The sequence below is a fragment of the Cereibacter azotoformans genome (assembly GCF_021391315.1).
Lineage (GTDB): Bacteria > Pseudomonadota > Alphaproteobacteria > Rhodobacterales > Rhodobacteraceae > Cereibacter_A > Cereibacter_A azotoformans.
Genome location: NZ_CP090021.1, coordinates 2,806,980 through 2,826,681, shown reverse-complemented (window position 1 = coordinate 2,826,681; position 19,702 = coordinate 2,806,980). Strand labels below are relative to the sequence as shown.

Here is a 19,702-nt window from a genome sequence, read left to right as displayed (position 1 = left end):
GATCGATGGTGCCCAGGAGAGGACTCGAACCTCCACGCCTTGCGGCACACGGACCTGAACCGTGCGCGTCTACCAATTCCGCCACCTGGGCCGGTGTCGTGAGCCGCGATGTATATGGGGGATTCGGCAGTGTCAACGGGGTGTCACGAAAAATCCGCAGGATCATTCACGCTTGTTCCGCTGCCGCCGTAAAGTTATGGGAAGGGGCAATCTTTGGGGCCAAGCCGGGGTGAGGACGGAAGATGAGCAAGCTGGTGACGATCTACGGCGGGTCGGGCTTCGTGGGGCGCTACATCGCGCGCCGGATGGCCCAGCAGGGCTGGCGCGTTCGCGTCGCCGTCCGCCGTCCGAACGAGGCGCTGTTCGTCAAGCCCTACGGGGTGGTCGGGCAGGTCGAGCCGGTGTTCTGCAACATCCGTGACGATGCTTCCGTGCGGGCGGTGATGCACGGAGCCGATGCGGTGGTGAACTGCGTGGGCATCCTGGCCGAGGCCGGAAAGAACCGCTTCCAGTCGGTGCAGGCCGAGGGCGCCGCCCGCGTGGCGCGGCTGGCCGCGGCCGAGGGCGTGCAGGCGCTGGTCCAGATCTCGGCCATCGGCGCCGATGCGGATTCTCCCAGCGCCTATGCGCGCAGCAAGGCCGCCGGCGAGGCCGCCGTGCTTCAGGCCTTCCCGCGCGCGGTGATCCTGCGCCCCTCGGTGATCTTCGGGCCCGAGGATGATTTCTTCAACCGCTTCGCGCGCATGGCCCGCTTCAGCCCGGTTCTGCCGGTCGTGGGCGGCGAGACCCGGTTTCAGCCGGTGTTCGTGGACGATGTGGCGCAGGCCGCCGTGGCGGGTGTGCTGGGCCGGGCGGCGCCCGGCATCTACGAGCTTGGCGGCCCCGACGCCGAGAGCTTCCGCGCGCTGATGCAGATGCTGCTGCGGGTGATCGAGCGGCGCAAGATGATCGTCAACGTGCCCTTCGGCGTGGCGAGGCTGATGGCGGCGACGCTGGATCTGCTCCAGACGGTGACGCTCGGGCTTCTGGCCAACAAGACGCTGACGCGGGATCAGGTGCGTAACCTTGCGCGCGACAATGTGGTCTCGCCCGGCGCCCGAGGGCTCGCGGATCTCGGGATCTCGCCCACCGCGATGGAGGCGGTGCTGCCCGAATATCTCTGGAGCTATCGCCCCTCGGGTCAATATGCCTCGATCAAGGCCTCGGCCCGCAACCTGCGCAAGACCTGAGACGGGCCCGATCTGAATCAACACGGAGCGACCATGACGGATTCGACCACGCTGGTCGCGCTTGTTCTCGGACTGCTGGAAGGCCTCACGGAATTCATTCCCGTCTCCTCGACGGGGCATCTTCTGCTTGCAGGCCACTTCCTCGGATTTGAGAGCGCGGGCCGCAGCTTCGAGGTGGTGATCCAGCTCGGGGCGGTGCTCGCGGTGCTGACGGTCTATGCGTCGAAACTGATCTCGGTGATCCGGGCGGCGCCGCGGGATCCGCAGGCGGCGCGCTTTCTCGCGGCGGTGCTGCTGGCGTTCCTGCCGGCGGTGGTGGTCGGCGTGATGGCGCACGGCTTCATCAAGACCGTGCTGTTCGAGACGCCCATCCTGATCGCGATCATGCTGATCCTGGGCGGCATCATCCTGCTCTTCGTGGACCGGATGGCGCCCGCGCCGCGCTACAATGACGTGACGGAGGTGCCGCTCGGGGTGGCGCTGAAGATCGGGTTCTTCCAGTGTCTCGCCATGGTCCCCGGCGTCTCGCGATCGGGGGCGACCATCGTGGGCGCCCTTCTGCTCGGAACGGGAAAGCGTGCCGCGGCCGAGTTCTCCTTCTTTCTGTCCATGCCGACGATGGCGGGGGCCTTTGCCTTCGACCTCTACAAGAACCGCGACGTCCTGGACGCCGGGGCGCTGGGCGAGATCGCCGTCGGCTTCGTCGCCGCCTTCCTTGCCGCCGTTCTCGTGGTCCGCTGGCTGCTCGGCTATGTCAGCCGGCACGGATATTCCTTGTTCGGCTGGTGGCGAATCATCGTGGGCTCGATTGCTCTGGCGGCCCTTCTGAAAGGCTTCTGAGGCGATAGGTAACATGTGCTGACCTAAATGCGGCGAAAAAGTCCCTTCCAGACCGCCGAACCGAGAAAAAAGCTCTAAATAGGTCAGCTATACTGACTTTTATCGCTGACGACCCTGCTGTATGAGGTCCGAACCCCGCAGTCGGCCTCGAGGGAGGGCTCAGCATGGCAAAAGAACCGATGCTCCAGTTCGTCAAGATGGCGAGGGAGACCCCCGAGAAACGTCCGGCCAACCTGCGGTCGCACGATTTCCATGAGATCTACCGCGAGTTCGCCGCTGCCAAGGCCGCCGAGCAAGCCAGCCGCTGCAGCCAGTGCGGTGTTCCCTTCTGCCAGTCGCACTGCCCGCTGCACAACAACATTCCCGACTGGCTGCGCCTGACCGCCACGGGCCGGCTTCAGGAAGCCTACGAGATCAGCCAGGCCACCAACACCTTCCCCGAGATCTGCGGCCGCATCTGCCCGCAGGACCGTCTGTGCGAGGGCAACTGCGTGATCGAGCAGTCGGGCCACGGCACGGTGACCATCGGCGCGGTCGAGAAATACATCACCGACATGGCCTGGGAGAACGGCTGGGTGACGCCCGGCCGCCCCATGCACGAGCGGTCGGAATCGGTGGGCATCATCGGGGCAGGGCCGGGGGGGCTTGCCGCCGCCGATGCGCTGCGCCGCGCCGGGCTTCAGGTCACGGTCTATGACCGCTACGACCGGGCCGGCGGCCTGCTGACCTACGGCATTCCGGGCTTCAAGCTGGAGAAGGACGTGGTCATGCGCCGCGTCGAGCAGCTCGAGCAGGCGGGCGTGCAATTCGTGCTCAACTGCAATGTGGGCGAGGATCTCAGCTTCGACGCGATCCGGGGCCAGCATGACGCGGTGCTGATCGCGACGGGCGTGTACAAGCAGCGCGACCTTGCGGCGCCGGGCGTGGGCTCGGCGGGCGTGGTGCAGGCGCTCGACTATCTGACCCTGTCCAACCGGCGCAGCTTCGGCGACGAGGTCGATGCCGACGGGCTCGATGCCAGCGGCAAGCGCGTCGTGGTGATCGGCGGCGGCGACACGGCGATGGACTGCGTGCGCACCGCCATCCGTCAGGGCGCCACCAGCGTGAAATGCCTCTATCGCCGCGACCGGGCCAACATGCCGGGCTCGCAGCGCGAGGTCGCCAACGCCGAGGAGGAAGGTGTCGAGTTCGTCTGGCTCGCGGCGCCGCGCGGTTTCATTGCGGGCGACGCGGTCGAGGGCGTGATCGTGCAGAAGATGCGGCTGGGCGAGCCCGACGCATCCGGCCGGCAGATGCCCGAGGTGATCGAAGGCGCCGACTATGTCGAGCCGGCCGATCTCGCCATCATGGCGCTGGGCTTCGAGCCCGAGGATCTGCCGACGCTCTGGGGGGTGCCCGAACTGGCCGTGACGCGCTGGGGCACGATCAAGGCCGACTTCCGCACCCATGCGACCAGCCTGCCCGGCGTTTATGCCGTGGGCGACATCGTGCGGGGCGCGAGCCTCGTCGTCTGGGCCATCCGCGACGGCCGCGAAGCGGCGGACGCGATCCTCGACTATCTGGCGCAACCGGCCATCGCCGCGGCCGAATAGGCGCCTCTCCGCGAAGCGACCGCCCGGAAGGTCCCGGGCGGCCGGTGCGACCGGGACCTGGGGTGCTCCGGGCGCGAGGTGATGGGACCATGGGCATGACGCTTCTGACGAAGATCCTGGCGGGAGGTCTGGCGCTGGCTGCGGCTGCGCCCGCGCTCGGCTCGGGGCGGACCTTCACGCCGCCCGAGGGGTGCACGGCCTTTCTCACCGTGCAATCGCGCGGCTGCCGGGTGTCGCATCACTACCGCTGCGAACAGGACCCGGCCGGCGACCAGTGGCGCGTGGACTTCGATCAGGATGGCCTCTTCTTCTCGTCCCACATCGACCACGAGGCGCAATGGGTCGAGAGCTACGAGATGTTTCCGACCGTGCGTCAGACACTCGACCCGAACCCGGCCGATCCGGCCTCCTTCACCGAGCTTCTGACCGGCGCGGACAGCTACGACTTCGGGCTGACGCGCGACACGGGCGAGCGGAGCCGCGTGACCGGCTATGACCGGCTGACGGGGCAGAGCTTCACCATCGACGGCGTTGTGCTGCAGGAGACGGAGTTCGAGTTCACCGAGACCAGCATCGGCGGCACCGTCCTGCGGCAGGCCCATGGCCGGGAATACATCCATCCCGAGTGGCGGCTGTTCTTTGCCGGCCCGACGCAATGGGCGGACGGAACGGGCGGCTTCCTGCCCGTCGATGGCAGCCCCGTGCAGTTCGTCTTTCCCGGCGAGCCCGGCTTCCTCGTCACCGAACCGATCTTCGACTGCGACGCGATCCTGTCGCAGGCGCCCGAAGACGGGCAGTTCCTGAAGGTGCGCCATGACCGCTGAACGGACGGGACATTGCCTCTGCGGGGCGGTGGCGGTCGCCGTGACCCACGCCCCGCACGAGATCGGTGCCTGCCATTGCGAGATGTGCCGCCGCTGGACGGGCTCGGCCTTCGTCACGATGATGGTCCCCGAGGCCGCCCTTACCGTGACCGGCGCCGACCATGTCCGGCGCTACGCCTCGTCCGGCTGGGCCGAAAGGTGCTTCTGCGGCACCTGCGGCTCGACCCTCTGGTATCGCCTGACGGCGCCGGGGATGCCGCGCGACCATTACCTGGCGGCGGGGCTGCTCGATGACCTGAGCGGCATCCGCCTCGCCCACGAGATCTACATCGACCGCAAGCCCGACGCCTGGAGCTTCGCCGGTCCGACCCACCAGATGACGGAAGCCGAGTTTCTCGCCACGCTTCCAGCCAGCCCAGAGGAGTGAGCCATGACGACCTATGATGAAGCCTGGGTGAAAGCCGAAGAAGCCAAGCGGGCCTGGCTGGATGCACACGGTCTCTACAAGGCCGATGACGAGCGCGCCTCCTGCGGCGTGGGGCTCGTGGTCTCGATCTCGGGCAAGCCCTCGCGCAAGGTGGTCGAGAACGGCATCGCCGCGCTCAAGGCGGTCTGGCACCGCGGCGCCGTCGATGCCGACGGCAAGACCGGCGACGGCGCGGGCATCCATGTCCAGATCCCGGTCAAGTTCTTCTACGACCAGATCCGCCGCACCGGCCACGAGCCCGACATGAACAAGCTCGTGGCCGTGGGCCAGGTCTTCCTGCCGCGCACCGATCTTTCGGCGCAGGAGCGGTGCCGGACCATCGTCGAGTCCGAAGTGCTGCGCATGGGCCACTACATCTACGGCTGGCGCCACGTCCCGGTGGATACGAGCGTTCTGGGCGAGAAGGCCAACGCCACCCGCCCCGAGATCGAGCAGATCCTGATCCGCTGCGAGAAGGACATCGACGACGTCCAGTTCGAGCGCGAGCTTTACATCATCCGCCGCCGGATCGAGAAGGCGGCGCAGGCGGCCTCGATCCAGGGGCTCTACCTCTGCTCGCTCTCGTGCCGGTCGATCATCTACAAGGGCATGATGCTGGCCGAGCAGGTCGCGACCTTCTACCCCGACCTGATGGACGAGCGGTTCGAGAGCGCTTTCGCCATCTACCACCAGCGTTACTCGACCAACACCTTCCCGCAATGGTGGCTGGCCCAGCCCTTCCGCATGCTCGCCCACAACGGCGAGATCAACACGATCAAGGGCAACATCAACTGGATGAAGAGCCACGAGATCCGCATGGCCTCGTCGGCCTTCGGGGACGCGGCCGAGGACATCAAGCCGATCATCCCGCAGGGCGCCTCGGACTCGGGCGCGCTGGATGCGGTGTTCGAGGTCATGGTGCGCTCGGGCCGCTCGGCGCCGATGGTCAAGACCATGATGGTCCCCGAAGCCTGGTCCAAGACCACGACCGACATGCCCAAGGCCTGGGCGGACATGTACGCCTACTGCAACGCGGTGATGGAGCCGTGGGACGGACCGGCGGCGCTGGCGATGACCGACGGCCGCTGGGTTTGCGGCGGGCTTGACCGCAACGGCCTGCGCCCGATGCGCTATGTCGTGACCGGCGACGGGCTGCTGATCGCGGGCTCGGAAGCCGGGATGGTGCCGGTCGATGAGATGAGCGTGCGCGAAAAGGGCGCGCTCGGGCCGGGCCAGCTGATCGCCGTCGACATGGCCGAGGGCAAGCTCTACCACGACGCTCCCCTCAAGGACATGCTGGCCGCCTCGCAGCCCTTCGGCGACTGGATCGAGAAGGTCGTGGACCTGAACGCGATCCTGGCCGCCGTGCCCGAGCAGCGGATGTTCGAGCCGGCCGAGCTGCGCAAGCGCCAGATCGCGGCGGGCTTCTCGGTCGAGGAGATCGAGCAGGTCCTCGTGCCGATGGCCGAGGACGGCAAGGAGATGATCGCCTCGATGGGCGACGACACGCCGCCTGCGGTGCTGTCTTCGGTCTATCGACCGCTGTCGCACTTCTTCCGGCAGAACTTCAGCCAGGTCACGAACCCGCCGATCGACAGCCTGCGCGAGAGCCGGGTGATGAGCCTCAAGACCCGGTTCGGCAACCTCAAGAACGTGCTGGAAGAACATTCCAGCCAGACCGAGATCCTGATCCTGGAAAGCCCCTTCGTCGCGAACTCGGAGTTCGAGGCGATGCTGGCCCAGTTCGGCTCGGATGTGGCGACCATCGACTGCACCTTCCCGGCCGATCATCACCATGACGCGCTGCGCCACGGGCTCGAGCGCATCCGCGCCGAGGCCGAGGATGCCGTGCGTTCGGGCGCGGCGCACATCGTGCTGACCGACCAGAACCAGGGCCCCGATGCCGTGCCGATGCCGATGATCCTCGTGACCTCGGCGGTCCATTCGTGGCTGACCCGCAAGGGGCTGCGGACCTTCTGCTCGATCAATGTGCGCTCGGCCGAGTGCATCGACCCGCACTATTTCGCGGTGCTGATCGGCTGCGGCGCCACGACGGTGAACGCCTATCTGGCGCAGGACACCATCGCCGACCGGATCGAGCGCGGCCTGCTGGAGGGGAACCTCAATGACGCGATGCGCCGCTACCGCGACGCGATCAACGCGGGCCTCCTGAAGATCATGTCGAAGATGGGGATCTCGGTGATCTCCTCCTATCGCGGCGGCCTGAACTTCGAGGCCGTGGGTCTCTCGCGCGCCATGGTGGCCGAGTATTTCCCCGGCATGCACAGCCGCATCTCGGGCATCGGCACCTCGGGCATCCAGCACAAGCTGGAGCAGATCCACGCCAAGGGCTGGCTCGGCGGGTCGGACGTGCTGCCGATCGGCGGCTTCTACAAGGCGCGGCGCTCGGGCGAAAAGCACGCCTGGGAGGCCTCGACCATGCACATGCTGCAGCAGGCCTGCGACCGGGCGAGCTATGACATCTGGAAGCAGTTCTCGGCCGCGATGCGGGCCAACCCGCCGATCCACCTGCGCGACCTGCTGGACATCAAGACGCTTGGCCGGCCGGTGCCGATCGAGGAGGTGGAATCGATCACCTCGATCCGCAAGCGGTTCGTGACGCCCGGCATGTCGCTGGGGGCGCTGTCGCCCGAGGCGCACAAGACGCTGAATATCGCGATGAACCGGATCGGCGCGAAGTCCGACTCCGGTGAGGGCGGCGAGGATCCGGCGCATTTCCTGCCGGAACCCAACGGCGACAATCCCTCGGCCAAGATCAAGCAGGTCGCCTCGGGTCGCTTCGGCGTCACCGCCGAGTACCTGAACGCCTGCGAAGAGCTTGAGATCAAGGTGGCGCAGGGCGCGAAACCGGGCGAGGGCGGCCAGCTTCCGGGCATGAAGGTGACCGAGCTCATCGCGCGGCTGCGGCACTCGACCCCCGGCGTGACGCTCATCTCGCCGCCGCCGCACCACGACATCTACTCGATCGAAGACCTCGCGCAGCTGATCTACGACCTGAAGCAGATCAACCCGCGCGCCAAGGTCACGGTCAAGCTGGTGGCGGCAAGCGGTGTGGGCACCATCGCGGCGGGCGTGGCCAAGGCCAAGGCCGACGTGATCCTGATCTCGGGCCACAACGGCGGCACCGGGGCCTCTCCGGGCACCTCGATCAAATACGCGGGCCTGCCGTGGGAGATGGGCCTGACCGAGGCGCATCAGGTGCTGGCGATGAACAACCTGCGCGAGCGGGTGACGCTGCGCACCGACGGTGGCCTGCGGACGGGCCGTGACATCGTGATGGCCGCGATGATGGGCGCCGAGGAATACGGCATCGGCACCGCCGCGCTGATCGCGATGGGCTGCATCATGGTGCGCCAGTGCCAGTCGAACACCTGCCCGGTGGGCGTCTGCACGCAGGACAAGGCGCTGCGCGACAAGTTCTCGGGCTCGGCGGACAAGGTGGTGAACCTCATCACCTTCTACGCCCAGGAGGTGCGCGAGATCCTCGCCTCGATTGGTGCGCGCTCGATGGACGAGATCATCGGCCGGGCCGACCTGCTGGTGCAGGTCAGCCGGGGGGCCGCGCATCTCGACGATCTGGACCTGAACCCGCTTCTCATCACCGTGGACGGGTCGAACCGCATCACCTACGACCGTTCGAAGCCGCGCAATGCGGTGCCGGACACGCTCGATGCCGAGATCGTCAAGGATGGGGCGCGCTTCTTCGAGGACGGCGAGAAGATGCAGCTCTCCTACGCGGTGCGGAACACGCACCGCACCATCGGCACGCGCGCCTCGAGCCACATCGTCAGGAAATACGGGATGCGGAACAACCTGCAGCCCGACCATCTGACGGTGAAGCTCACGGGCTCCTGCGGGCAGTCGCTGGGCGCCTTCGCGGCCAAGGGGCTGAAGATCGAGGTCGCGGGCGATGCCAACGACTATGTGGCCAAGGGCCTGTCGGGCGGCACCATCGTGGTCCATCCGCAGATGGAGAGCCCGCTCGTGGCGGCCGACAACACGATCATCGGCAACACCGTGCTCTATGGCGCGACCGACGGCTTCCTCTTCGCCGCCGGCCGCGCGGGCGAGCGGTTCGCGGTGCGGAACTCGGGCGCGAAGGTGGTGGTCGAGGGCTGCGGCTCGAACGGCTGCGAATACATGACCGGCGGCGTCGCGGTGATCCTTGGCCGGATCGGCGCGAACTTCGGCGCGGGCATGACGGGCGGCATGGCCTATCTCTACGACCCCAAGGGCGTGGCGGAGGATTTCATGAACCTCGAGACGCTCGTGACCTGCGCGGTCAGCCACCCGCACTGGGAGGCGCAGCTCAAGGGCCTGATCGAGCGCCATGTGCGCGAGACGGGCAGCCGGCACGCGGCGCGCATCCTGAACGACTGGGAGACCGAGCGGGCGAACTTCCTGCAGGTCTGCCCGAAGGAGATGTTGGTGCATCTGCCCTTCCCGCTGTCGGACGAGCCGCAGGCCGTCCCGGCGGAATGATCGGGAACCGGACGGGGGGCGCAAGCCTCCCGTCCTGCACACGAACCTCCTGCCCTGCGGCGGGACAGGGCGCGGAGCGGCGTTGCATCCTCCGGCCGCGACCCATCGTAGCCCCTGCCCTGCGGAATGCGGGCCCGCTTGACCCGTGGGGACGGTTCGTGTCCAAGGTCGCACCATGACCGCGCGCAAGACGACCCGTCGCAAGGCCACTCCGCCTCCGCCCGAGCCCGAGGCGCCGCCCACCCCGCTGCTGGCGCGCCGCCTGCGGCGCTGGGCGCTGACGGGTGCGGGGTGGGCGCTGGTGTCGGCGATCCTGCTCGTGCTGTTCTTCGGCCTCGTGAATCCGCCCGCCACCCCCTACATGATCAGCGAGAGCGTCCGGCTCGGCAGCGTCGATCATGAATGGGCCGACTGGGACGAGATCGCGCCGGTGATGGCCCGCTCGGTCGTGGCGGCGGAGGACGCCAACTTCTGCCTGCACTGGGGTTTCGACATGGCGGCCATCCGGGCCGCGATCAACGCGGGGGGCAACCGCGGCGCCTCGACGCTCTCGCAGCAGGTCACGAAGAACGTCTTCCTCTGGCAAGGCCGGAGCTGGCCGCGCAAGGCGCTCGAGGCCATGCTGACGCCGCTCGTGGAGACGATCTGGAGCAAACGGCGCATTCTCGAGGTCTATCTGAACGTGGCGGAGTTCGATGAAGGCGTGTTCGGGATCCGCGCCGCTTCCGAACATTACTTCGGCGTGGAGCCCGCGAGGCTGACGGCGCAGCAGGCGGCTCGGCTGGCGGCGGTCCTGCCCGATCCCAAGGTGCGCTCGGCCTCGAATCCGGGGCCGGTGGTGCGCCGGCGCTCGGCTGCCATCCTCGACGGCGCCAACACGATCCGGCGCGACGGACGGGCGGCCTGCTTCGAATAGAGGCGTGCGGGATTGCATCCCGGCGTCCTTCACGGCATTGAAGGGAGGCTCCCGGCCTCGAAAGATGACATTTGCGATGAACCGTCTCTATCACGTTCCGCTGTCCCCCTTCTGCCGCAAGGTCCGCCTGACGCTTGCCGAGAAAAAGATCGAGGTGGAGCTGATCGAGGAACGCTACTGGGAGCCGTCGCCGGACTTCCTGCGCCGCAACCCGGCCGGAAAGGTGCCGGTGCTGCGCATGGAGAGCAAGGTGCTCTCGGAAAGCCAGGCGATCTGCGAATATGTCGAGGAGATCGCGCCGAACCCGCCGCTCATGCCGCGCGACGTGGACGGCCGCTTCGAGGTGCGCCGCCTCTGCGCCTGGTTCGACGACAAGTTCCACAACGAGGTGACCTCGAAGCTGCTCTATGAGCGGGTGAACAAGAAGCTGATGGGTCAGGGGTACCCGGATTCGAAGAACGTGAAGTTCGGCTCGAACCGGATCAAGTATCACCTCGATTACATGGCCTGGCTGCTGGACCAGCGGCGCTGGCTGGCGGGCGACGTCATGACGCTGGCCGATTTCACCGCCGCGGCGCATCTGTCCTGCCTCGACTATATCTCGGACGTGGACTGGAACCGGCACGCGGTGGTCAAGGACTGGTATGCGAAGATCAAGTCGCGCCCGGCCTTCCGGCCGCTGCTGGCCGATCAGGTGCCGGGCTTTCCGCAGCCCGCGCATTACGCGGATCTGGATTTCTGAACGGAACCGGGCGGGGGGCTTCACGCCCCCCGCACCCCCCGTGGGATATTTGAGCCAGAATGAACGGTGACGAGACGCTGAGAGGGCGCCTGGAGGGGCGCGCGCGCGAAGAAGGCTTCGCGCGGCTCGGCATCTGCGCGCCCGATGCGACGCCGGAGACGGCGGGGCGGCTGCGGGCCTTTCTTGCGGCGGGGCGGCACGGGCAGATGGGCTGGATGGAAGAGCGCGAGGCCTGGCGGGGATCCGCCGCGGCGCTCTGGCCCGAGGCGCGCTCGGTCATCATGCTGGCCGAGCCATACACGCCGGCGGAGGATCCGCGTCGGGTGCTGGAGGAGCGCGGGCGCGGCGCCGTCTCGGTCTATGCGCAGGGCAGGGATTACCACGATCTCGTCAAGAAGCGGCTCAAGCGGCTGGGGCGTTGGCTGGTGGCCGAGACGGGATGCGAGATCAAGGTCTTCGTCGATACGGCGCCGGTGATGGAGAAGCCGCTTGCCCAGGCGGCGGGGCTAGGCTGGCAGGGCAAGCACACGAACCTGCTGAGCCGTGAGCTGGGCAACTGGTTCTTTCTGGGCGCGATCTTCACCACGCTCGAGCTGCCGCGCGACGCGGCGGAGCGGGATCATTGCGGCTCGTGCCGCGCCTGCCTCGACGCCTGTCCGACCGGGGCCTTCCCGGCGCCGTTCCAGCTCGATGCGCGTCGGTGCATCTCCTACCTGACGATCGAGCATCGCGGGCCGGTGGCGGAGGAGCTGCGGGAGCGGATGGGCAACCGGATCTACGGCTGCGACGACTGCCTGGCGGCCTGCCCGTGGAACAAGTTCGCGGTGGCGGCCTCGGAGATCGGCTATGCCGCGCGCGTGGGGGCGCCGCCGCTGGCGGAGCTGGCGGCGCTTGACGATGCGGAGTTTCGGCTCCGGTTCGCGGGCAGCCCCGTCAAGCGGATCGGGCGGGACAGGTTCGTGCGCAACGTGCTCTACGCCATCGGCAATTCCGGCGATCCGGCGCTGCGCCCCGCGGCCGAGGCGCTGCTGGCCGATCCCGATCCGGCCGTGGCCGAGGCGGCGGCCTGGGCGCTGCGGCGGCTTGCCTGACGGTCCTTGGCCGACTCTGCTTGGTGCTTCAGCCGACTCGCCCTATATTGAGGCCGTCTGGAAACTGAAGGAGGACAGACATGAGCCGTCACCTCGCTGACAAGCGCACCCCTTCGGACGGCGGACGGGTGAAGAATTTCCTGAAGCTGGCGCGCAACCCGCGCGCGTTCTGGCACCGCGACGAGGCTCGGCCGATGGGGAACCGTCGGGTGGTCGAGTTCCTGCGCATCGCGCGGGGCCGCGAGGCCTGAGCCCTTAACGGAAGGGTCGAGGGCGCACCCGAGGGTGCGCCCTTTTCGTTTCCGGCCCCGTCTGGTCCGGCCCCGTCTGGCGTCAGGAGCGGACGAGCTTCTCATAGTCCGTGGCGATCTCGCGCGTTAGCGCGCCGACCTCGAAGCTGTAGTCGCCGATCTGGCCGACCGGCGTGACTTCGGCGGCGGTGCCGGTGAGCCAGCACTGCTCGAAACCCTCGAGTTCCGAGGCTTCGATATAGCGTTCGTGCACCTTGATGCCCTTGTCGCGCAGCATCCCGATGACGGTCTGCCGGGTGATCCCGTTCAGGATCGCGTCCGGCAGCGGGGTGTGCACCTCGCCATCCTTGACGAAGAAGATGTTGGCGCCGGTCGCCTCGGCCACATAGCCGCGATAGTCGAACATCATCGCGTCCGAGCAACCCTTGGCCTCGGCCGCGTGCTTGGACATGGTGCAGATCATGTAGAGCCCCGAGGCCTTGGCCGCGCTGGGGATCGTCTCGGGCGAGGGGCGCTTCCATTTCGAGATGTCGAGCTTCGCGCCCTTGAACTTGGCGTCGCCATAGTAGTTGCCCCACGACCAGACCGCGACCGCCATGCGGATCGGGTTGCGGGCGGAGGCCACGCCCATGTCCTCGCCCGCGCCGCGCCAGGCGAGCGCCCGCACATAGGCGTCGGTCAGGCCGTTGGCCTTCAGCGTCGCGTATTTGGCCTCTTCGATCTGCTCGACCGTCCAGGGCAGGGTCATGTCGAGAAGCTCGGCCGATGTCCGCAGCCGCTCGGAATGTTCCGCCGACTTGAAGATCCGGCCGTTGTAGCAACGCTCGCCTTCGAAGACCGACGAGGCATAGTGCAGCGCGTGGGTCAGGACATGGACCTTCGCCTCACGCCATTCCACCAGAGTGCCGTCCATCCAGATCTTGCCGTCCCGATCGTCATATCCTGCCATGATCACTCTCCTGCGCGAGTCGCTTTGCATTAGTTGCGCAAGATAGGTCCGCATCGGGCATAAAGTTGCGCAAATGACGGGGCTTCGGTAACAGTTGAGTCTTGGAAAGTCAACAAGGCTGACATAAAATCTGCCCGCACAAAGGAGGCGGACCATGGCGGAGGGCGGACCGGGACCGGGGGGCGGCGAGTCGCTGCTGTTCCTGACGGATGAGCAGCTCAGGAAGGGCATCGAGGCGATGTTCTTCGCCTACCGCGGCTTCACCGCCGACCCCGACAGGATCCTCGGCGATCTCGACTATGGCCGGGCGCACCACCGGGCCATGCATTTCATCCACCGCAGCCCGGGCACGACGGTCAACAACCTGCTCTCGATCCTTGGCGTCACCAAGCAGAGCCTGAACCGGGTGTTGCGGACCCTGATCGAGGACGGGCTTGTCGAGAGCCGGGTGGGGCGGGTGGACAAGCGCGAACGACACCTCTACCTCACCCCGAAGGGGACCGACCTCGAGCGGGCGCTGTCGGATGCGCAGCGCGCACGGATGCGGGCCGCCTACCGCGCGGCGGGGCCCGCGGCGGTTCAGGGCTTCCGGCAGGTGCTGGAGGCGATGATGGATCCCGAGTTGCGTCGGCAGTATCAAACGCTGAAGGAGGGTGGGGCGTGAGCGAGCCGCAGGCGCATCTTCTGGTGGTGGACGATGATGAGCGCATTCGGAGCCTTCTACAGAAGTTCCTGATCAGGAACGGGTTTCTCGTCTCCTCCGCCCGGGATGCGGCGCAGGCGCGCCGGCTGCTCGACGGGCTCGAGTTCGATCTGATCGTGCTTGATGTGATGATGCCGGGCGAGGATGGCGTCTCGCTGACGCGCGCGCTGCGCGAGGATCTGGCGACACCGATCCTGCTGCTGACGGCGCGGGGAGAGACGTCGCATCGGATCGAGGGGCTCGAGGCGGGGGCGGACGACTATCTGGCCAAGCCGTTCGAGCCGAAGGAACTGCTGCTCAGGATCAACGCGATCCTGCGGCGTGTGCCGTCGGCGCGGCCGGAGCTGGGGCCGAAGGTGCTGCATCTGGGCGACGTGCGCTACGATCTGGAGCGGGGCGAGCTTTGGCGCGGCACGGAGCCGGTGCGGCTGACGGCGACCGAGGCTGCGCTGATGCGGATCTTTGCGGCGCAGCCCGGCGAAGCGGTGAGCCGCGAGCGGCTGGTGGGGGACCTCGGTCGCGACGAGGGCCAGAGCCAGGAACGCGCGGTGGATGTGCAGATCACCCGCCTCCGCCGGAAGATCGAGGTCGATCCGCGGCAGCCGCGCTATCTTCAGACCGTCCGCGGCTCGGGCTACATGCTCGCGCCGGACTGACGCGGCAGCCGGCCGGTCATTCGCGAAGCGCGAATGACCGGGCCTCCCTTCGTCGCGCTTGAGATGCCGGCGCTTTCCCCGCAGGCTCGGGCAGCGGACATGGGAGGGAACGGCATGACGGTGGTCTGGATTTCGCACGCGGCCTCGGAAGGGCATGTGACGCCCGAGGGGCATCCCGAGCGGATCGAGCGCATGGCGGCGGTGGAGGCGGCTCTCGACGGGCTGCCACTCGAGAGGCGCTACGCGCCGATGGCCGCCGACGCCGAGGTGCTGCGCTGTCACCCGCAGAGCCATCTCGACCGGATTCGCCGTGCGGAGCCCGTCGAAGGCATCGTCGGACTGGATCCCGACACCTGGATGTCGCCGGGCTCGTTCGAGGCGGCGATGCGCGCCGTCGGCGGCACCTGTGCCGCGGTCGATCTGGTGCTGGCGGGCGAGGCCTCTTCGGCCTTCGTCGGCTGCCGCCCGCCCGGCCACCATGCGGAACGCGAGAAGCCGATGGGCTTCTGCCTCTTTGGCAGCGTGGCCATTGCGGCCAGGCGCGCGCTTGACCATCACGGTCTGGGGCGGGTTGCGGTGGTGGATTTCGACGTCCATCACGGCAACGGCACGCAGGACCTGCTGTGGGACGAGGGGCGGGCCCTGTTCGTCTCGAGCCACCAGATGCCGCTCTATCCGGGAACGGGAGCCGTGGACGAACGTGGCGCGCACGGGCAGATCCTGAACCTGCCGCTTGCCCCGGGCAGCGGGAGCGCCGAGATGCGCGAGGCCTGGGAGGCGGCCTTCCGGCGCATCGAGGACTGGCAGCCCGAACTGATCCTGATCTCGGCGGGTTTCGACGCCCATGCCGCCGACCCGCTGGCCAACCTCAACTGGCGCGAGGAGGATTTCCGCTGGCTCACCGGGCGCCTGTGCGATCTGGCTGCGGCGTCATGCGGCGGGCGGGTGGTATCGACACTCGAGGGCGGATATGATCTGGCTGCCCTCGCCGCGAGCAGCGCGGCGCATGTGGGCGTCCTTCTGGAGCGGAGCGCATGACGGAAAAAGCAGTGGCAGAGATGACATTCGAAGAGGCGATGGCCGCGCTGGAGGCGGTTGTCACGGCCTTGGAGAAGGGTGACGTGCCGCTGGACGACTCCATCCGCCTCTACGAGCGCGGCTCGGCGCTCAAGGCGCATTGCGCGCAGAAGCTGAAGGATGCCGAGGACAAGGTGGAACTGATCCGCGCCGCCGAAGGTCGCGCGACGGGGACGGTTCCGGCGGAGGGATTGTGAGCTTTTCCAAGGCTTTGACGGATGCGGCCGCGCGGGTGCAGGCGCGGCTTGACGCGGCGCTGGCGGATCGCGAGGAGCTGCCGGTGGTTCATGCCATGCGCTACGCGGTGCAGGGCGGCAAGCGGCTGCGGGGATTCCTCGTGCTCGAGTCCGCGCGCCTGCACGGGATCGCGCCCGAGGCGGCGGTAAGCGCCGCGGCGTCGATCGAGGCCCTGCACGCCTACAGCCTCGTGCATGACGACATGCCCTGCATGGACGATGACGACCTGCGCCGCGGCCTGCCGACGGTGCACCGGAAATGGGACGAATGCACCGCTGTCCTTGCGGGCGACGCGCTGCAGACGCTGGCCTTCGAGTTGCTGGCCGATCCGGCGCTGGGCCCGGCCGAGGTGCGGATCCGCCTGGTCGAGACGCTCGCCAGGGCCTCGGGGGCCGAGGGCATGGTGCTGGGCCAGGCGCTCGACATTGCCGCCGAGACGGCGGCCGTTCCCCTGACGCTCGAACAGATCACCCATCTGCAGGCGGGCAAGACGGGGGCGCTGATCCGCTGGTCTGCCGAAGCGGGCGCCATCCTGGGGCAGGCGGACACGGGGCCACTGCGCCGATACGCCACGGCGCTCGGGCTTGCGTTCCAGATCGCGGACGACATTCTCGACGTCGAGGGCGATGCGGACAAGGCGGGCAAGCGGCTCCAGAAGGATGCCGAGGCCGGCAAGGCCACGTTCGTGTCGCTGCTCGGGCTCGAGGGCGCCAAGGCGCGCGCGCGTGCTCTGGTGGAGGAGGCCGAGGCGGCGCTTGCCCCCTATGGGCCAGAGGCAGGAACATTGATCGAGGCCGCGCGCTTCGTCATATCGCGTGAAAGCTGAAGGAAGACGATGACCGACAGACCCTGCACGCCGACGCTCGACCGGGTGACGCTTCCGGTCGACATGAAGGGCCTCACGGACCGTGAGCTGCGCAACCTCGCCGACGAGTTGCGGGCCGAGACCATCTCGGCCGTGTCGGTGACGGGGGGGCATCTCGGCGCGGGCCTCGGCGTGGTGGAGCTGACCGTCGCGCTCCATGCGGTCTTCGACGCGCCGCGCGACAAGATCATCTGGGATGTGGGGCATCAGTGCTATCCTCACAAGATCCTGACCGGCCGGCGCGACCGCATCCGCACGCTGCGGCAGGGCGGGGGCCTCTCGGGCTTCACCAAACGGTCGGAAAGCCCCTATGACTGCTTCGGCGCGGGCCATTCCTCGACCTCGATCTCGGCCGCGGTGGGCTTTGCCGCCGCGCGCGAGCTGGGCGGCGACACGGGCGATGCGGTGGCGATCATTGGCGACGGCTCGATGTCGGCCGGCATGGCCTTCGAGGCGCTGAACCACGGCGGCCACCTGAAGAACCGCGTGATCGTGATCCTGAACGACAACGAGATGAGCATCGCTCCGCCGGTGGGGGCGCTCTCGTCCTATCTGTCGCGGCTCTATGCGGGTGCGCCGTTCCAGGACTTCAAGGCCGCCGCCAAGGGCGCGCTTGGCCTTCTGCCCGAACCGTTCCAGGAGGGCGCGCGCCGCGCCAAGGAGATGCTTAAGAGCGTGACCGTCGGCGGCACGCTGTTCGAGGAGTTGGGCTTCTCCTACGTCGGGCCCATCGACGGGCACGATCTCGACCAGCTTCTGCCGGTGCTGCGCACGGTCAAGCAACGCGCGAGCGCGCCGGTTCTCATTCACGTGATCACGAAGAAGGGCAAAGGCTACGCGCCCGCCGAGGCCGCGCGCGATCGCGGCCATGCCACGAACAAGTTCAACGTCCTGACCGGCGCGCAGGTCAAGCCGGTCTCGAACGCGCCCTCCTACACCAAGGTCTTCGCCCAGAGCCTCATCAAGGAGGCCGAGGTGGACGAGCGCATCTGCGCCGTGACCGCCGCCATGCCGGACGGGACGGGGCTCAACCTCTTCGCGGACCGTTTCCCCAAGCGGATCTTTGACGTTGGGATTGCCGAGCAGCACGCCGTCACCTTCTCGGCCGGCCTTGCGGCGGGCGGGATGCGGCCCTTCTGCGCGATCTATTCCACGTTCCTGCAGCGCGGCTACGACCAGATCGTGCATGACGTGGCGATCCAGCGCCTGCCGGTGCGCTTCGCCATCGACCGGGCGGGGCTGGTGGGCGCGGACGGCGCCACCCATGCGGGCTCGTTCGACGTGGCCTTCCTGTCGAACCTGCCCGGCATCGTGGTGATGGCCGCCGCCGATGAGGCCGAGCTTGTCCATATGGTCGCCACCGCCGCCGCCCACGACGAGGGGCCCATCGCCTTCCGCTACCCGCGCGGCGATGGCGTGGGGGTCGAGATGCCGGCGAAGGGCGTGCCGCTCCAGATCGGCCGCGGCCGGGTGGTGAGCGAGGGCACGCGGATCGCGCTCCTGTCCTTCGGCACCCGCCTGTCGGAAGTGCAGGTGGCCGCCGAGGCGCTGGCGGCGCGCGGGATCTCGCCCACGGTGGCGGATGCGCGCTTTGCCAAGCCGCTCGACCGCGACCTGATCCTGCAGCTGGCCGCCCATCACGAGGCGCTGATCACCATCGAGGAAGGCGCCATCGGCGGCTTCGGCAGCCATGTGGCGCAGCTTCTGGCCGAGGCGGGAGTCTTCGACCGCGGCTTCCGCTACCGCTCGATGGTGCTGCCCGACACGTTCATCGACCACAACAGCGCCGAGGCCATGTATGCCACGGCGGGCCTGAACGCCGCCGACATCGAGCGCAAGGCCTTGGAAACGCTGGGTGTGGAGGTTCTGGCCCGACGCGCCTGACCCCGGGCAGGGCCCCGCCGGGCGGGGCCCCTTCCGTTCAGCCGCCCGTCGCGAGAAGGGCGCGCAGCCCCGAGCGGTAATCGGGATGGATGAGGCGGACCCCCAGCCGTTCCTTGATCCGATCGTTCCGCACCCTCTTGGATTCGGCGTAGAAGCTGCGCGCCATCGGCGTCATCTCGGCCTCGTCATAGGGCACCTCGGGCGGAGGAGGCAGGCCGATCAATTCGGCCGCATAGCCCAGCACATCCTCGGGCGGCGCCGGATCGTCGTCGCAGACATTGTAGATCGCGCCCGGCTCGGGATGCCGGATCGAGGCCTCCAGAACCTGCGCGATGTCCTCGACATGGATGCGGCTGAAGACCTGCCCCGGCTTCACGATGCGGCGCGCCGTCCCGTCGCGGACCTTCTCGAACGGGCCGCGTCCGGGGCCGTAGATCCCCGCAAGCCGGAAGATATGGAGCGGCAGACCCAGCGCCTGCCACTGGCGCTCGGCCGCGACACGGGACCGGCCGCGTTCGGTCGAGGGGGTGAGGGCGGTGTCCTCATCCACCCAGCCGCCCTGATGGTCGCCATAGACGCCCGTGGTCGAGAGGTAGCCCACCCACTCCGGCCGGGCCTCGGCCATTCGCGAAGCGTGAGTGGCGAGGAACGGATCGCCCTCCGGGCCCGGGGCGGCCGAGGCGAGGATGTGGGTGGCCTGAGCGAGGGCCGGGCCGGGGTCGCCGGGCCAGAGCAGCGGCTCGATGCCCTGTGCGCGCAGGGCATCGGCCTTGGCCGCGCTCCGCGTGGTGCCGATCACCCGCCAGCCGGCGGGAAGAAGCCGGCGCGCAAGCGCCTGCGCCGAATAGCCATGTCCGAGGGAAAGCAACGTCTTCAT

The 19,702-nt window shown here is 68.2% G+C and carries 18 protein-coding genes and 1 tRNA gene; 16 read left to right on the top strand and 3 right to left on the bottom strand.

The window, feature by feature from the left end; translation table 11 throughout:
- Positions 1–6: 6 nt before the first annotated feature.
- Positions 7–91 (bottom strand) — tRNA-Leu (locus LV780_RS14155).
- Between the two features lie 151 nt (positions 92–242).
- Here LV780_RS14155 and LV780_RS14150 point away from each other — a divergent pair.
- The 10 genes from LV780_RS14150 to LV780_RS14105 all read left to right on the top strand — a co-directional run bounded on the left by LV780_RS14150 (position 243) and on the right by LV780_RS14105 (position 12,454).
- On the top strand, positions 243–1,229 hold the full coding sequence (locus tag LV780_RS14150; protein ID WP_011909724.1) for a complex I NDUFA9 subunit family protein: 987 nt from the start codon (positions 243–245) through the stop codon (positions 1,227–1,229).
- A 33-nt stretch (positions 1,230–1,262) separates the two neighbouring features.
- Positions 1,263–2,069: an undecaprenyl-diphosphate phosphatase gene (locus tag LV780_RS14145; protein WP_011909725.1), complete on the top strand. Its 807-nt coding sequence runs from the start codon at positions 1,263–1,265 to the stop codon at positions 2,067–2,069.
- A 164-nt stretch (positions 2,070–2,233) separates the two neighbouring features.
- Complete coding sequence (locus tag LV780_RS14140) at positions 2,234–3,661, top strand: NAD(P)-dependent oxidoreductase (RefSeq protein WP_011909726.1); 1,428 nt, start codon at positions 2,234–2,236, stop codon at positions 3,659–3,661.
- 95 nt (positions 3,662–3,756) lie between these two features.
- Positions 3,757–4,485 (top strand): hypothetical protein, encoded by a 729-nt coding sequence (locus LV780_RS14135; RefSeq protein ID WP_233863839.1) that lies wholly within the window; start codon positions 3,757–3,759, stop codon positions 4,483–4,485.
- Positions 4,475–4,912, top strand: coding sequence for a GFA family protein (locus LV780_RS14130; RefSeq protein ID WP_108220914.1), 438 nt, complete (start codon positions 4,475–4,477; stop codon positions 4,910–4,912). Before LV780_RS14135 ends, LV780_RS14130 begins: the two co-directional genes overlap by 11 nt.
- Before the next feature lie 3 nt (positions 4,913–4,915).
- Positions 4,916–9,454 (top strand): glutamate synthase large subunit, encoded by a 4,539-nt coding sequence (gene gltB, locus LV780_RS14125; RefSeq protein WP_108220915.1) that lies wholly within the window; start codon positions 4,916–4,918, stop codon positions 9,452–9,454.
- Between the two features lie 175 nt (positions 9,455–9,629).
- A complete protein-coding gene (gene mtgA / locus LV780_RS14120; protein WP_108220916.1) occupies positions 9,630–10,370 on the top strand; it encodes a monofunctional biosynthetic peptidoglycan transglycosylase in 741 nt (246 codons plus the stop codon).
- Between the two features lie 76 nt (positions 10,371–10,446).
- Entirely contained in the window at positions 10,447–11,112 is a 666-nt protein-coding gene (gene fzlA / locus LV780_RS14115; protein WP_044248373.1) for an FtsZ-binding protein FzlA, read from the top strand.
- A 59-nt stretch (positions 11,113–11,171) separates the two neighbouring features.
- A complete protein-coding gene (queG, locus tag LV780_RS14110; protein ID WP_108220917.1) occupies positions 11,172–12,203 on the top strand; it encodes a tRNA epoxyqueuosine(34) reductase QueG in 1,032 nt (343 codons plus the stop codon).
- Positions 12,204–12,283: 80 nt separating this feature from the next.
- Positions 12,284–12,454 (top strand): hypothetical protein, encoded by a 171-nt coding sequence (locus LV780_RS14105; protein ID WP_011909733.1) that lies wholly within the window; start codon positions 12,284–12,286, stop codon positions 12,452–12,454.
- A gap of 82 nt (positions 12,455–12,536) precedes the next feature.
- On the opposite strand, the gene LV780_RS14100 is transcribed toward LV780_RS14105, so the two are convergent.
- Positions 12,537–13,403 (bottom strand): branched-chain amino acid aminotransferase, encoded by an 867-nt coding sequence (locus LV780_RS14100; RefSeq protein ID WP_108220918.1) that lies wholly within the window; start codon positions 13,401–13,403, stop codon positions 12,537–12,539.
- 154 nt (positions 13,404–13,557) lie between these two features.
- On the opposite strand from LV780_RS14100, the gene LV780_RS14095 reads away from it, so the two are divergent.
- From LV780_RS14095 to dxs, 6 genes are all read left to right on the top strand, one after another.
- Positions 13,558–14,067 carry a MarR family winged helix-turn-helix transcriptional regulator gene (locus LV780_RS14095; protein ID WP_011909735.1) on the top strand — a complete coding sequence of 170 codons (510 nt, stop codon included), beginning with the start codon at positions 13,558–13,560 and terminating at the stop codon, positions 14,065–14,067.
- Positions 14,064–14,762 carry a response regulator gene (locus tag LV780_RS14090; protein ID WP_011909736.1) on the top strand — a complete coding sequence of 233 codons (699 nt, stop codon included), beginning with the start codon at positions 14,064–14,066 and terminating at the stop codon, positions 14,760–14,762. Before LV780_RS14095 ends, LV780_RS14090 begins: the two co-directional genes overlap by 4 nt.
- A 114-nt stretch (positions 14,763–14,876) precedes the next feature.
- Positions 14,877–15,800: a histone deacetylase family protein gene (locus LV780_RS14085; RefSeq protein WP_108220919.1), complete on the top strand. Its 924-nt coding sequence runs from the start codon at positions 14,877–14,879 to the stop codon at positions 15,798–15,800.
- Positions 15,797–16,036, top strand: a complete 240-nt coding sequence (locus tag LV780_RS14080) for an exodeoxyribonuclease VII small subunit (protein ID WP_011909738.1) — start codon at positions 15,797–15,799, stop codon at positions 16,034–16,036. The genes LV780_RS14085 and LV780_RS14080 overlap by 4 nt, the downstream gene beginning before the upstream one ends.
- Entirely contained in the window at positions 16,033–16,902 is an 870-nt protein-coding gene (locus tag LV780_RS14075) for a polyprenyl synthetase family protein (RefSeq protein WP_108220920.1), read from the top strand. Before LV780_RS14080 ends, LV780_RS14075 begins: the two co-directional genes overlap by 4 nt.
- Positions 16,903–16,911: 9 nt before the next feature.
- Positions 16,912–18,825, top strand: a complete 1,914-nt coding sequence (gene dxs, locus LV780_RS14070; protein WP_011909740.1) for a 1-deoxy-D-xylulose-5-phosphate synthase — start codon at positions 16,912–16,914, stop codon at positions 18,823–18,825.
- Between the two features lie 37 nt (positions 18,826–18,862).
- Here the strand turns inward: dxs and LV780_RS14065 are convergent, their stop codons facing one another.
- Positions 18,863–19,702: an SDR family oxidoreductase gene (locus LV780_RS14065; RefSeq protein ID WP_101339616.1), complete on the bottom strand. Its 840-nt coding sequence runs from the start codon at positions 19,700–19,702 to the stop codon at positions 18,863–18,865.

What these genes read in the sequence shown, in the direction of transcription:
- LV780_RS14150 (WP_011909724.1), top strand. Translation starts at nt 243, where the DNA reads ATGAGCAAGCTGGTGACGATCTACGGCGGGTCGGGCTTCGTGGGGCGC.
- LV780_RS14145 (WP_011909725.1), top strand. Translation starts at nt 1,263, where the DNA reads ATGACGGATTCGACCACGCTGGTCGCGCTTGTTCTCGGACTGCTGGAA.
- LV780_RS14140 (WP_011909726.1), top strand. Translation starts at nt 2,234, where the DNA reads ATGGCAAAAGAACCGATGCTCCAGTTCGTCAAGATGGCGAGGGAGACC.
- LV780_RS14135 (WP_233863839.1), top strand. Translation starts at nt 3,757, where the DNA reads ATGACGCTTCTGACGAAGATCCTGGCGGGAGGTCTGGCGCTGGCTGCG.
- LV780_RS14130 (WP_108220914.1), top strand. Translation starts at nt 4,475, where the DNA reads ATGACCGCTGAACGGACGGGACATTGCCTCTGCGGGGCGGTGGCGGTC.
- gltB (WP_108220915.1), top strand. Translation starts at nt 4,916, where the DNA reads ATGACGACCTATGATGAAGCCTGGGTGAAAGCCGAAGAAGCCAAGCGG.
- mtgA (WP_108220916.1), top strand. Translation starts at nt 9,630, where the DNA reads ATGACCGCGCGCAAGACGACCCGTCGCAAGGCCACTCCGCCTCCGCCC.
- fzlA (WP_044248373.1), top strand. Translation starts at nt 10,447, where the DNA reads ATGAACCGTCTCTATCACGTTCCGCTGTCCCCCTTCTGCCGCAAGGTC.
- queG (WP_108220917.1), top strand. Translation starts at nt 11,172, where the DNA reads ATGAACGGTGACGAGACGCTGAGAGGGCGCCTGGAGGGGCGCGCGCGC.
- LV780_RS14105 (WP_011909733.1), top strand. Translation starts at nt 12,284, where the DNA reads ATGAGCCGTCACCTCGCTGACAAGCGCACCCCTTCGGACGGCGGACGG.
- LV780_RS14100 (WP_108220918.1), bottom strand. Translation starts at nt 13,403, where the DNA reads ATGGCAGGATATGACGATCGGGACGGCAAGATCTGGATGGACGGCACT.
- LV780_RS14095 (WP_011909735.1), top strand. Translation starts at nt 13,558, where the DNA reads ATGGCGGAGGGCGGACCGGGACCGGGGGGCGGCGAGTCGCTGCTGTTC.
- LV780_RS14085 (WP_108220919.1), top strand. Translation starts at nt 14,877, where the DNA reads ATGACGGTGGTCTGGATTTCGCACGCGGCCTCGGAAGGGCATGTGACG.
- LV780_RS14080 (WP_011909738.1), top strand. Translation starts at nt 15,797, where the DNA reads ATGACGGAAAAAGCAGTGGCAGAGATGACATTCGAAGAGGCGATGGCC.
- dxs (WP_011909740.1), top strand. Translation starts at nt 16,912, where the DNA reads ATGACCGACAGACCCTGCACGCCGACGCTCGACCGGGTGACGCTTCCG.
- LV780_RS14065 (WP_101339616.1), bottom strand. Translation starts at nt 19,702, where the DNA reads ATGAAGACGTTGCTTTCCCTCGGACATGGCTATTCGGCGCAGGCGCTT.